11 protein-coding genes are annotated in these 12562 nt (G+C 43.8%); 6 read left to right on the forward strand and 5 right to left on the reverse strand.

Annotated elements, in window-relative coordinates; all coding sequences use genetic code 11:
• Positions 1-143: 143 nt before the first annotated feature.
• The 4 genes from JC606_RS07150 (at position 144) to JC606_RS07165 (ending at position 4816) form a co-directional block, all read left to right on the forward strand.
• On the forward strand, positions 144-1253 hold the full coding sequence (locus JC606_RS07150; protein WP_171731359.1) for a putative 2-aminoethylphosphonate ABC transporter ATP-binding protein: 1110 nt from the start codon (positions 144-146) through the stop codon (positions 1251-1253).
• Positions 1254-1274: 21 nt separating this feature from the next.
• Entirely contained in the window at positions 1275-2984 is a 1710-nt protein-coding gene (locus JC606_RS07155) for a putative 2-aminoethylphosphonate ABC transporter permease subunit (RefSeq protein WP_443083680.1), read from the forward strand.
• Between the two features lie 68 nt (positions 2985-3052).
• Positions 3053-3757 carry a phosphonate utilization transcriptional regulator PhnR gene (gene phnR, locus JC606_RS07160; protein ID WP_061031211.1) on the forward strand — a complete coding sequence of 235 codons (705 nt, stop codon included), beginning with the start codon at positions 3053-3055 and terminating at the stop codon, positions 3755-3757.
• 156 nt (positions 3758-3913) lie between these two features.
• Positions 3914-4816, forward strand: coding sequence for an EamA family transporter (locus JC606_RS07165; RefSeq protein WP_198778295.1), 903 nt, complete (start codon positions 3914-3916; stop codon positions 4814-4816).
• A gap of 137 nt (positions 4817-4953) precedes the next feature.
• On the opposite strand, the gene JC606_RS07170 is transcribed toward JC606_RS07165, so the two are convergent.
• The 3 genes from JC606_RS07170 to JC606_RS07180 form a co-directional block, all read right to left on the reverse strand.
• Positions 4954-5736 (reverse strand): siderophore-interacting protein, encoded by a 783-nt coding sequence (locus tag JC606_RS07170; RefSeq protein ID WP_198778296.1) that lies wholly within the window; start codon positions 5734-5736, stop codon positions 4954-4956.
• A gap of 200 nt (positions 5737-5936) precedes the next feature.
• Positions 5937-7415, reverse strand: coding sequence for a peptide MFS transporter (locus JC606_RS07175; RefSeq protein ID WP_198778297.1), 1479 nt, complete (start codon positions 7413-7415; stop codon positions 5937-5939).
• 415 nt (positions 7416-7830) lie between these two features.
• The gene (locus JC606_RS07180; RefSeq protein ID WP_004742417.1) at positions 7831-9201 is read right to left on the reverse strand and encodes an L-serine ammonia-lyase; all 1371 of its coding nucleotides are present in this window, start codon (positions 9199-9201) and stop codon (positions 7831-7833) included.
• A gap of 307 nt (positions 9202-9508) precedes the next feature.
• On the opposite strand from JC606_RS07180, the gene JC606_RS07185 reads away from it, so the two are divergent.
• Positions 9509-10387, forward strand: a complete 879-nt coding sequence (locus JC606_RS07185; protein ID WP_198778298.1) for a YdcF family protein — start codon at positions 9509-9511, stop codon at positions 10385-10387.
• 4 nt (positions 10388-10391) lie between these two features.
• Here JC606_RS07185 and JC606_RS07190 read toward each other — a convergent pair whose 3' ends face one another.
• Both JC606_RS07190 and JC606_RS07195 read right to left on the reverse strand, forming a co-directional pair.
• Complete coding sequence (locus JC606_RS07190; protein ID WP_105023193.1) at positions 10392-11069, reverse strand: hypothetical protein; 678 nt, start codon at positions 11067-11069, stop codon at positions 10392-10394.
• A gap of 201 nt (positions 11070-11270) precedes the next feature.
• Positions 11271-11534: a putative hemolysin gene (locus JC606_RS07195; protein ID WP_004742420.1), complete on the reverse strand. Its 264-nt coding sequence runs from the start codon at positions 11532-11534 to the stop codon at positions 11271-11273.
• A 367-nt stretch (positions 11535-11901) separates the two neighbouring features.
• Here JC606_RS07195 and JC606_RS07200 point away from each other — a divergent pair, with 367 nt between their 5' ends.
• Positions 11902-12420: an NUDIX hydrolase gene (locus JC606_RS07200; RefSeq protein ID WP_004742421.1), complete on the forward strand. Its 519-nt coding sequence runs from the start codon at positions 11902-11904 to the stop codon at positions 12418-12420.
• Positions 12421-12562: the final 142 nt, after the last annotated feature.

Consider the following 12562-nt stretch of genomic DNA (forward strand, 5'->3'; position numbering starts at 1 on the left):
TTACTTGTTTTGATCTCGTCACCCTCAGTTAGAATGAATTTTATTTCTGCAATATAACTGTCATTTAGCTTCTATAAATTTGTCACTCAACTGAAATATTCAAAGTTTAAATTTGGTATATACCATATAAAGAGTGCTGTAGTATGAGCAACCAAACTTATTTGAATATTGAAAACGTTGTAAAGCAATTTGGCCAATTTACAGCGCTAAAAGACATCTCCCTATCGATTGAAAAAGGCGAGTTCGTCTGTTTCCTTGGCCCATCTGGTTGTGGAAAAACAACCTTATTGCGTGCGATTGCAGGTCTAGACTTACCAACCTCAGGTTCCATTGAGCAAAATGGTAGCGACACGACCTTTTTACCACCAGAAAAGCGTGACTTTGGCATCGTGTTCCAATCTTACGCTCTTTTCCCTAACCTGACGGTGGAAGAAAACATAGCAATCGGGTTGAAAAACCAAGGCATGTCGACCAAAGAAGCACTCGAAACGGTGGAGTCTTGGCTAGAAACCATCGGCTTGCCAACGTCTGGTCAAAAGTATCCGAATCAATTATCTGGCGGTCAGCAGCAGCGTGTGGCTTTAGCTCGCGCACTGGCCTTGTCTCCTGGGTTACTTCTGCTTGATGAGCCGCTGTCTGCACTCGATGCAAAAGTAAGAACACACCTGCGTGATGAGATTTGTCAATTACAGCGCAAGTTGGGCATCACCACGATCATGGTGACACACGATCAAGACGAAGCTTTGACTATGGCAGACCGCATCGTGGTCATGAACCACGGGGTTATTGAACAGGTGGGGGCGCCTCAAGAGATCTACCAAAAGCCAGCGAGTCGTTTTGTCGCTGAGTTTGTCGGCAGCATGAACTTCATTCAAGCCTCTGTGGCTGTTCAAGGCAAGATGCGTATTGCTGAATCTATGTTGCCACTTCCTGGGTTAGACAATCTGACTCCAAAGCAGGGGGATGTGTTCGATATTGCAGTTCGTCCTGAGCAAATTCAGTTTGTTGATCGTTTTAATGAGTCATTACCTGTCAGAATCGTTTCGAGTGAGTTTCTAGGGGCTTTTTATCGTGTCGAATGTCAATTGCAGCATGACTCTACCGCTAAAGAGATTATCGTTGATGTGCCAGTCAAAGAGTTCAATCGATTGAAGTTACGCCGTAGCGATATTCGTTACGTGGCGTTTGATCAAGAAGGCTTGCGAGCTTATCCATCGAAAAGTGTTCAAGTGATGAAAGACGAGGCGGCGTAAACAATCATGGAATCGACTCAAATGATGCAATCTAAGCTGCTACTTCAACGACGAGTACAGCCTTTTCTGGCTCGGTTAAGCACGGACAATGTGATTCTATTTGGGCTGTTGGCATTTCTGTCTGTAGTCATGACGCTGTTTATCCTGATGCCTTTGTGGGCGATGCTGAAAAAAAGCGTTCAGAATGCGGATGGCGAATTTGTAGGTCTACAGAACTTCGCTACGTATTTCGCTTCGCAAAGCCTTTGGCAATCCGTGGGTAACACATTTACGCTTGGCATACTGGTAACCGTTGTTGTTGGTGTTTTGGCGTTTGGTTATGCTTATGCCTTGACTCGCTCATGTATGCCTTTTAAAGGGTTATTTCAGGTGTTGGGTTCTGCGCCTATCCTTGCACCGTCGCTGCTTCCAGCAATCAGTTTGATTTTTCTGTTTGGTAATCAAGGCATCGCTAAAGAAATCTTAGGCGGTAATTCGGTATACGGCTTGATTGGTATCTCATTAGGCTTGATATTCTGGACGTTTCCACACGCTTTAATGATTCTTACTACCTCATTAAGAACCTCGGATGCTCGCTTATATGAAGCGGCTCGTGCACTGAATACTTCATCTTTCAAAACCTTCTTCATGGTGACCTTACCTGCAGCCAAGTATGGGCTGATTAGTACACTTATCGTGGTGTTTACGCTGGTGGTGTGTGATTTTGGTGTACCGAAGGTGATTGGTGGTAGCTACAATGTTTTGTCGACGGATATCTTTAAACAGGTAGTAGGGCAGCAGAACTTCTCAATGGGTGCAGTAACCAGTATCTTGTTGTTATTGCCTGCATTGCTTGCGTTTACAGTGGACCGCTGGGTACAAAAGAAGCAAAAGAGCTTATTTGATACTCGTTCTGTCGCGTACCAACCAGAACCAAATACCGTGCGTGATGGATTGTGTTTCCTTTATTGTGCTGTGATATCAGCAGCTGTGGTGATCGTGTTGGGGATGGCGGTATACGGTTCTATGGTCACCTTCTGGCCTTGGAACAAAGCGCTGACACTGAACAACTACAACTTCGCAGAAATGAGTACCTATGGTTGGACACCGTTCTTCAACTCGCTAACACTTGGCGCATGGACTGCCATTATCGGTACCGTATTGATTTTCTTAGGTGCGTACTGCATTGAGAAGGGCAGAGCATTTGGTCCTGTTCGTCAGGCGATGCAGATGCTCAGTGTTGTGCCAATGGCCGTTCCTGGGATGGTGTTGGGTTTGGGTTATATCTTCTACTTCAATGACCTGAGCAATCCACTTAACTTCTTATATGGCAATATGGCGTTCTTGGTTATTAATACCGTGGTTCACTATTACACGGTTGGGCACATGACGGCATTAACTGCATTGAAGCAGCTGCCTGCGGAAATTGAAGCCACCGCAGCCTCGGTAAACCTACCGCAATACAAGTTGTTCTTTAAAGTAACGGTACCAGTTTGTCTGCCTGCGATTTTAGATATTGCGACATACCTGTTTATTAATGCACTTACCACCACATCTGCGGTAGTATTCTTGTATTCTACCGATACGATACCTGCGTCAGTTTCAGTACTGAATATGGACGACGCGGGGCAAACCGGTGCAGCAGCAGCCATGGCGGTAATGATCATGATATCTGCAGCGAGTGCGAAGTTGATTCATATGTTAATCAATAAGTTATTTGAGAAGCGCACCCAAGCTTGGCGCAAGCGCTAGCGAACCATTGTTGATTGCAGTTTGCCAAGGAGTTGCTGACGACAAGAATAAGAATGAAAGGAAATTAAGTGCAGTACGTAAAAATCAAAGATGTCATCGTAGAGCAGATAGAGTCGGGGATGCTAACGCCGCGACAAAAGCTGCCTGCGGAACGTAAGTTGGCTGAGTCGTTTGATACAACACGCGTTACGTTACGTGAAGCGTTATCTTCGCTCGAAGCGGAAGGGCGTATTTATCGAGAAGATCGCCGTGGTTGGTTTATCTCACCAGCGCCGCTTCGTTACGATCCAACACAAACATTGAACTTCACTAATATGGCTCTGGCGCAGAATCGTAAGCCGAAAACTGAGCTGATCTCTGCCAAGGGAATGCTCGCCACTAAGGAGGCGACTAAGCTCCTTGAACTGCCTCCTTTCTCGGATGTTTATCGCGTAGATAGAGTTCGTTATCTTGAAGATAGGCCTGTTGTGTATGTGACAAATTACATTCGACCAGAGCTATTTCCTAACTTGCTCGATTATGACCTGTCTAAATCACTGACGGACATTTACCGCGAGCACTTTGGTGTGGTGTATCAGAAGATACGTTATCGCGTGAGCACAACGTCGCTATTGGGCGAAACAGCACAAGCTCTGCGTGCGACTTCGGGTTCTCCTGCGATGGTGGTAGAGCGTGTTAACTACAATCAAAACGGCGATTTGATTGATTGTGATATTGAGTATTGGCGTCATGATGCAATCAGTATTGAATCGATAGCTCAACTCGAACGCTAATCACTTTGACACTGTGTTAGTTAATCAACGGGTCCCTGATAATTCTGTAGGGGCGTCCGGTTTCAATGATTTAAGGTCTCTCATCCAGAGACCTTTTTTATCACTTCAATTAAGCTGTTGCTTTTATTTTATATTTACTAATGATTTAGGAACGAAATGGAATTCTCTGCCATCATCATCGTGATTATTTCGGCTCTACTGCATGCGGGCTGGAATGTTCTAGGTAAATCAAACCAAGGCTCTGGCTCATCCTTCTTCTTAGCGTCTGGCTTTGCCGCTGCCGCGATATTGACTCCTTATCTTATCTGGTATGTCGATAATGTTGGCTTTGCAAATATCTCTCTTCCATTTTGGCAATTGGTTTTGCTGAGTGGGATTTGCCAAATTATTTATCTAATTGGATTGGGTTCTGCTTATAAACAAGCTGATATTGGTGTTATCTATCCAATGGCACGAGCACTACCAGTGCTGATGGTTGGTTTGGGAACCGTATTGATTGGCTATGAGTTGTCACTGAATCAATGGATTGGCTTTGCACTGATCACATTAGGCTGTTTGTTTGTTCCATTGAAACAGTTCTCTGACCTGAAGCTCAAGGCTTACCTAAACCTTGGCGTACTTTGGGCGTTAATCGCCGCTATCGGCACCACTGGCTATTCAATCATTGATAAAGAGGCGCTTCTGTTATTGGAGCCTTTAAGTACGCCGGTTATTACCAATAAACACACTGCAATTTTCTATTTAGGCATCCAGTTTTGGGCAATAGTGCTCCCGCTGAGTATTTGGTTACTGGTAACTAACCAAAGTGTCGAGTTTACGAATGCTTGGGTACTACGCAAGAAAGCCACGGTGGCTGGTATCATGATGGCGTCGACTTATGGGTTGGTGCTGTTTGCAATGACCATGACAGAGAACGTCAGCTTGGTCGTTGCTCTTAGACAGGTGAGTATCATCTTCGGTGTGGTGATGGGGATCTATTTTTTAAAGGAAAAGTGGCACATGACCCGCGGTATAGGCGTTGTTTTGATTCTTATAGGTCTGGTTACCTCACTGATTTAAGAAGCGCCTACTAGGGTATCTTGCTTTGAGAGATAGAAAATGCTCTCTGGCATTGGAAAGTAAAACGCCCTTAACGGTGGATTAATCGTTAAGGGCGTTTTTTAGTTGGTCTTGAGACTGGCTATTTGGTGGTTGGCTTAGTCTGTGAGAGCTTGAGCATCTTGCTGTTTGATAACTTTATGCCCATCTTCACTGACGCCACGTTTCCAGTAGCTACTGATGTAGATGTTCTCTTTTGCGACTTCTTTTTCGTTTCTGAAGTACTGTCTGAGTTCACGCATGCTTTCAAATTCACACGCTGTCCATACTGAAACCTGACCGTCTAACCACGTTAAGCTGCGAACCGTTTGGGATAGTGTTTCTGACGTTTGATCGTCAATTAGCCAAGTGATATTGATGCCTTCAGGGGCTTCTAGCTCTTGCTTGTCTGCTGCTGAATTGATCTGGATAACAGCGTACCCTGTTGCGTCTTCTGGCAGTGTTTTTACTTTTGCGGAGAGCGCAGGGAGTGAAGTCATATCTGCCACTAAGAAGAACCAATCTGACTCTAGGTTCAGCCCCTGAATTAAACCTGGGCCAGCCACTGAAATAGTATCACCAACTTGTGCGCTCATTGCCCATCTCGCAGCAAAGCCACATTGAAGATCTTTAGTGATATGGCGAACGAAATCGACTTCGATGAACTTCTCTACAGGATTGTAGTGGCGAATGGTGTAGGTGCGCATGGTTGGACGCTCACCTTCGTCTAATTGACTCAAGTCGGTGGTGCCTAGTGGCGAGAATAGTAGCTTGATGTAGCCGCCTACACATTCAGCAGGGTACTTACTTAATCCCTCACCGCTAAACGTAATACGCTGCATGTTTGGAGTAATGGTTGAGGTTTGAGTAACAGTTAATGTGATAGGGCTAGGCTTGCTCATATAAGGCTCTCTTAGATTTTGATGCCCACATAATAATCTCGAACCAGAAAACACTCAATACTAATAATTATCATTTACTATAATTTACATAATGAAAATCCAAAGGTGAGATTTTTTATAAATCATTAAAAATATAGACAAAAAAGCCCTTCAGAAAACTGAAGGGCTTGATGGGTTAGGTCGGTTGAACGTGAGAGTAGCTAGCTGTTAGCTTGTTCTAGTTCAATCGTTTCATCAGCGGCTTTTGCTGCTTCTAGCATCTTACGAATAATGAAAGATGCACCCATTGCAATACCTACCATTACTACCGCAAGAACAGTCAGCATTTGGAAGTAGTCGCCGTAAACTGTTTGAACGATCTCTTGTGTGATCTCTTGACCTTTCTCTAGTGCAATTGACGTTGAGAATACCGCGCCAACGATACCTGATAGTGCGATTGCTACAGAGAATAAGCTTACAGAGAAGTTCTCGATGTGCTTAGGTGCCACAGACAGGATGAATGCCACTACCATAGAACCCACAATTACTTCACCGAATGCTAGGAAGAAGTGGATTGCTAGGAATACTTCAGGGCGAATCAGAACGTCTTCACCAACGGTAGTCACTGCCATTGTCAGGATACCAAAAGCGATAGCCGTCAGGATGAAAGAGAAACCTACTTTCGTTGCTGTAGAGAAGTTGATGTTTTTCTTTTCTAGGCCAGAGAAGATACCTGCGATGATAGGACCCGCGACCATACACCATAGTGGGTTCATTGCCATTGACGCTTCCGGAGCAACAGGGATGAAGCCGAATAGGTCACCACGCATGGTGTTGATCGCTACCATTGTCATCGATGTCATCATTTGGCCGTAGTACACGAAGAAACATGTAGTCAGGAATGTGATGATTAAGATCGTGCCCATTTTTAGCATGTCTGATTTCTTCGACTTCACCATCAAAGAGACAAAGTAGATAATGGCTGCAGCACCGATCGCGTAAACGATGTTTTGGCCGATATCCATGTTAGAGAACATGAAAAATACTAAGCCGATCATTGCTGCTGATAAGCCAAGGAAAGCTGTCCAGTTTTTAGTGCTTACTGGCTGCTGGTCGATCTCAGCACTTGCTTCAACAAGGCCCTTACGTACAAACAACATCATCAGTAATGCTGCGCCTGCTAGAACAGCAGACAGAAGGAAGCCGCCGTGGAAGCCAACAACAAGCACTAGCATAGGGAATAAGTACTGACCTAACAGTGCACCAATATTGTTTACTGAGTAGTTGATAGGGTAGCAGTTTTCAAAATCTTCTTGTGTTTTGAACGTGCGTTTGTAGAGACTTGGGTAAGAAGGAGACATCAAACCACGTGCATAGCTTGCTAACGCAATACCAGACAACGCCATAGGAAAATTGGTTGCTGCTGCGCCTAGTACCAGTAAAACATAACCACTCACGAACCCAAGGAAGGCGATGGTCAAAGAGCGGTAAGCACCTAAGAATTTGTCGGCGATGAAACCACCTGCGATAGCAAACAGTGGCCCGATTGCAGAGAAAGCGCCAACTACCATCATGGTGTCAGCTTCGTTGTAGTTCAGGTCCTCAAGGAAGAAACGAGTCAAGATCACCATGACGCCATAGAACGAAAGTCCAAACATCATTTGGCAGAACATCATTGATTTGTTTAATCTATTCCACATTATTTTATTCTCACATTAGTATTAATGTGTAGTGTAATTGCCCAATTATAATACCATCCATAGTAATACATAAACTGAAACATCCATCCCAAACGGGACTTTGCTCGATATATCTTTTCTTATGAGTGCATTCATATTTCTCATGAATGAAATTTGCAACATTAGATTTTGCTAGTAGATGCATGTTTGTGTGAAATTTAGCTATGCTCATTTTTGGCTAAGTAATGAACAATTAAAGGGAAATTAAGAGGGAGTCATTCGGTAAATATTTTTAAGTGCGTATCACTTGCAATTGGCAGCTGGGTTCTAGCCAATAAAAAAGCCAGCTTGACGGCTGGCTTTGTTTTGATATTGAAAACTAAGTTTACAAGAATGCCCCTTCTACAAGGGCATTGTGAACTCATGTTCTTGTCTGCTATTCACACGGTGGCGCCATGTGGATCACCGCTAAGCCGCCTAACGACGTTTCTCGGTACTTTTTGTTCATGTCTTTACCTGTTTGGTACATGGTCTCGATAACTTTGTCTAACGAGATAAGACATTTACTCGTACGTTTTAGTGCCATACGTGATGCGTTGATCGCCTTCATTGCGCCCATCGCATTACGCTCTATACATGGTACTTGAACTAGGCCGCCAATTGGATCACAGGTCATACCCAGTGAGTGCTCCATCGCAATCTCAGCAGCGATACAGATTTGCTCGTTACTACCACCACGAAGGGCCGTTAAGCCTGCAGCGGCCATTGAAGAAGATACACCGACTTCGCCTTGGCAACCTACCTCGGCACCCGAAATCGACGCATTGGTTTTATATAGAATACCGATGGCGCCAGATACCGCTAAGAAATCTTTGAGCTGCTTGGTATCAAGCTCTTTAATAAAGCGATGGTAGTACATTAAAACAGCAGGGATAACGCCAGCGGCACCATTCGTTGGTGATGTCACTACTTGGCCACCTGCAGCATTCTCTTCACTCACGGCAAAGGCAAATAGGTTAATCCAATCCATGATCTCCATTGGATCGTTCTCAATCGAGGCATTTGCTTCGAGCTTTTTCAAAAGAGCGGGTGCTCGACGTGTTACTTCAAGGCCACCATCTAGGATGCCTTCAGTATCAAAGCCACGCTGCATACACAGTGACATCACTTTCCAAATCTGGTCAGCTTTTTGGTCAATGGCTTCCATATCTTGGAAGGATACTTCGTTGCGCAGGATTAAGCCTCCAAGGCTCATTCCGTTTTTATCAGCCAGTTCAAGGAGTTGGTCAGCCGATGAGAAAGGAAACTCAACTTGGGTTTCAGACTCTTGTTTGCCGTTTTGCAGCTCGTCTGCCGTTGCGATGAAACCGCCACCAATAGAGTAGTAGGTCTCCATATCCAGAAGTTTACCGTTCGTATCAAACGCAGAAATCGTCATACCGTTTTCATGAAGCGGCAGGTTGGTTTTGTGGAACAGTAAGTCGCTTTCAACATCGAAGTGAATCTCATGATGACCGCTCACCACAAGAGACTTGTCTTCAATCGCTTTACGCATTGCTAGGTTAGCACTGGTTATTTTGATGGTATCTGGACGGTTGCCAAGCAGACCTAACAGGGTTGCACGGTCAGTGTGGTGGCCGATACCTGTTAATGATAGTGAGCCGTACAAGTCGATTTGAATACGGGTAACTTGGTCAAGTACAGATTCAATCTTTTGGGTAAAATTAAACCCTGCGATCATTGGTCCATTTGTGTGGGAGCTGGAAGGCCCAACCCCGATTTTATAGATATCAAAAATAGACAGCATAGTAACTTCCTGTGAAGACGGTTCGATGGACGAACTCTGTGTAAAATTTGTATTTTGTTCGTTTCACTTATTCGCGTGAAAGCGTTCTCTGTTTAAAACTAACGTTAACCAACGTAGTCGTGAGAAACCCAAGAGCGTGCTATTTTGCTTTGAAGCTGCACTTTGATTCTCGAGTTACTTGTTATGTCGCTCCGCAATAGTGAGCATTATTGCGAGTAACTTATAAGAATTTCAAAATACTTTTGTTAACAAGTATTGTATACATAATTCACTCCATCTAATCCCCAAAACGAGACTTGAACATAAAATGAGCATTAATAACCTCCTTATTGTGCTGGGTAAACGGCTTAATGAGAATGAATTGACTGAGGAAGGAATCAGTCGAGTTGATGCTTTGGTGAAGTACCTAGCGGAGTCCTTGAGCATAGAGTATCACTCGTCCACAGCGGTCGCTTTTTGTGGTGGGGTAACCAAAGGGCAGAGCATTTCGGAAGCCTATGCGATGCATCGATATTTTCGACAGCTTGAACACCTTCGTGACGTCCCGTTTACTTTGGGGGCAATTTTACTGGAGCAGCTTTCAACGAATACTGTAGAAAACATCCAAAACTTAACTGCTGAGATGATTAAAAGCAGGTTGTTTACGCACGGGCAGAGTGTAAAGGTAACGTTTGTGTCGAACGACTATCACTTGCAACGCATCTTCGAAATTCAACAACTGATGGACGAGAAAGGGCTACTAAAAGTTCTCGTTGAGAAATGCTTAGCGCTTGGTGTTGAGCTGCAGATAGACCGAAAGTTGGATGCTCATGTTGCAGTTCCATATCCACACCAAACGGCTCAAGGTCAGCTGTTTTTATTGATGGACGCGCTTACAACGTACCGAGTGTATCTCGAAGGAGTATGTGTAGGGGCGTTTAAGCGAGATTTGAAGATGGTGAGGGCGGAGCCAGAAAGGCTTTCTTTGGAGGCCTTGGCGAAAGCAAAAGTCTCGGTAGGAAGTTCACCTCAGTTTAGTATTGTGGAAAGTCTGCTGCCTGTATTGGAAGGCTGTATTCGAGGCACTCCAGTATGTACGGATATAAAAAAAGCCAGGGAGTACCTAGCGTTACTGGATACCACCCTAACTTTTCTGAATCGATTGTTAGATCCTGAATCGGATCATACGCATCGCTGGTGGCGATAAATCGTTATTTTTTTCTGGTGATGCCTAGAACTGTTTTTAGGCTAGCAAACGCAATTAAGCAGTAGGCAAGTAGTTCTGTGCCTTCTTCTGCAATGTTTTTAACTGCGCGAACGTAATCATCGCCCATCACATTGTGCCAAAAGCTACCCATACCGAATAGGCGAGAGAATACTAGTAGTAGCATTACGCCTGTCACTAATAGGTTCATGTGTGGAGAAGCCAAAATTAGGGCAAGTTGATCGATAGTACGCTTACCGTTTTTTACTGCATAAAAAATAGCGCTGCCAGCAACTAGCGCAGCAGGAAAAACCCAGGCGCCGTGTGCGATCTTATCAAACCAAAAATCCATTTCACGGATGAACAATACAGCGAAGAAAGCGCTAATGAGAACCGCAGCGTTTTTCACTTCATTTCTCTTTCTCGCTAGGTAAACAAAAGAACCTGAACTAACGATAAGTAGCAGCTGCTGTAACATTTCTGTAACTGAGATCTCACCAACATTTCCGTTCAATAATACGAAATCAATTCTGAGCACTGAGTTAGCAATAATACCAATCGCAAGAACGAATAAAGCGGTTTGACAGCGCTTGTAAATCACTTGAGAGGTTGATTGAGAAACGTTGAACTCAGTGGATTCATAAGACATGTGAATTTGCTTTTCCGTTTTCGAATGATTTTTCATTTCAATTCAACTTGTAAATGTTTGTAACAGGTCGATATTTTATTTACTTATATATTGGCAGTGTCAGAGAAATGTCAGAAATAAAACAGTGTGCAATTGGTGTGTGTATACGGTAAACCGCTGCCAATTGGCAGTCGGTTTACGTAATTGATTGAATATAAAAAAAAAGAGGGAGGGATTGGTGGGTATCAGAGTGGAGCGTTATTCACTTTTAGCTTCTGACTCTTGTTCATTATTATTTCGGTAATACTCCCATTGCTCAATACGTTCACCGTCATCAAAGACACAATAAGTGGTGCGTTGATTGTTTTCAGTAACCGTGTCTAATTCGCCATCCTGTTGAACACAATAAACGGCCGCTGGATTGGCAACTGAAACACGTTGGCCTTCGCTATACTCAGCATAGTCGTTTGCACAACCACCTAATACAACGACAAATACAGCCATCAAACCAATTTTCTTCATGTTTATCTCCTACGCGATAACTCTATAGTTGAATACAACAAGTTCTACAGAACCCAATTAGAAGCTCTATCAAATGAGTATATTTTAGATTTCAGAAAAGGTTGTTCTAATTTGGTCAAGATATTGAAATAGTTTGATATTTCGCCATGTTTAGCTGCTTTTTGAGGGCTAGATCAAACTAAGCTGGCCGGGTTATAGAAGGGTATTAATTGTTGAGTGGAGGCTTTTCAGAGGCTATGTGATGTTTTCTTGCTTGCCGGCTATGGGGTACAAAGTTAGAAGGTGTGTTGATGTGAACCGCTATGAACCTCGAATCTATGATTGATTATGATATGATGCCGCCAAATTCAGTTGAGCAGTTAGAGCCATGAGACACCTAAAAACCACCATTCACCCAGATATCGACCACCTAGATAACAAAACAGTTTACAAGCGTAATGCCGCCAGAGCGATTGTCTTAGATGGTGAAGATATTCTGATGCTGTATACCGAGCGTTATCACGATTACACCATTCCTGGTGGTGGCCTTGATGAAGGCGAAGACGTGATTGCGGGCATGGTCCGAGAGCTTGAAGAAGAGACGGGTGCAAAGAACATTCATGGCATTAAGCCGTTTGGTATTTTTGAAGAGTTTCGTCCTTGGTATAAAGATGATGCAGATATCATGCATATGATCTCCTACTGCTATTCGTGCAAGATCGATCGTGAACTTGGTGAGACGGCTTACGAAGATTACGAAGTTAAAAACGGAATGAAGCCTGTGTGGATGAACATCCATGAAGCAATTGCTCATAATGAAAAGACGATGGCCGAAAGCCCTAAAAAGGGTATGAGCATTGAGCGCGAGACGTTTTTGTTGCATTTGATCGCGAAAGAAATGCTGTAGCCTCACCAAACCTTATATTGCAGTCATTGCACGGAATTAAGTGTTCAGCTGTAACTAAAGCGCAACCGATAATGATCTTTGAACTGTAACAAATCAGCCAAAAACACAAAGAGTGGCAGACCAATAAGCTAAATGTGACAGA

The sequence above is a fragment of the Vibrio sp. IB15 genome (genome assembly GCF_016406055.1).
GTDB classification, from domain to species: Bacteria; Pseudomonadota; Gammaproteobacteria; order Enterobacterales; family Vibrionaceae; genus Vibrio; species Vibrio chagasii.

What these genes read in the sequence shown, in the direction of transcription:
- JC606_RS07150 (WP_171731359.1), top strand. Translation starts at nt 144, where the DNA reads ATGAGCAACCAAACTTATTTGAATATTGAAAACGTTGTAAAGCAATTT.
- JC606_RS07155 (WP_443083680.1), top strand. Translation starts at nt 1,275, where the DNA reads ATGATGCAATCTAAGCTGCTACTTCAACGACGAGTACAGCCTTTTCTG.
- JC606_RS07165 (WP_198778295.1), top strand. Translation starts at nt 3,914, where the DNA reads ATGGAATTCTCTGCCATCATCATCGTGATTATTTCGGCTCTACTGCAT.
- JC606_RS07170 (WP_198778296.1), bottom strand. Translation starts at nt 5,736, where the DNA reads ATGAGCAAGCCTAGCCCTATCACATTAACTGTTACTCAAACCTCAACC.
- JC606_RS07175 (WP_198778297.1), bottom strand. Translation starts at nt 7,415, where the DNA reads ATGTGGAATAGATTAAACAAATCAATGATGTTCTGCCAAATGATGTTT.
- JC606_RS07180 (WP_004742417.1), bottom strand. Translation starts at nt 9,201, where the DNA reads ATGCTGTCTATTTTTGATATCTATAAAATCGGGGTTGGGCCTTCCAGC.
- JC606_RS07185 (WP_198778298.1), top strand. Translation starts at nt 9,509, where the DNA reads ATGAGCATTAATAACCTCCTTATTGTGCTGGGTAAACGGCTTAATGAG.
- JC606_RS07190 (WP_105023193.1), bottom strand. Translation starts at nt 11,069, where the DNA reads ATGAAAAATCATTCGAAAACGGAAAAGCAAATTCACATGTCTTATGAA.
- JC606_RS07195 (WP_004742420.1), bottom strand. Translation starts at nt 11,534, where the DNA reads ATGAAGAAAATTGGTTTGATGGCTGTATTTGTCGTTGTATTAGGTGGT.
- JC606_RS07200 (WP_004742421.1), top strand. Translation starts at nt 11,902, where the DNA reads ATGAGACACCTAAAAACCACCATTCACCCAGATATCGACCACCTAGAT.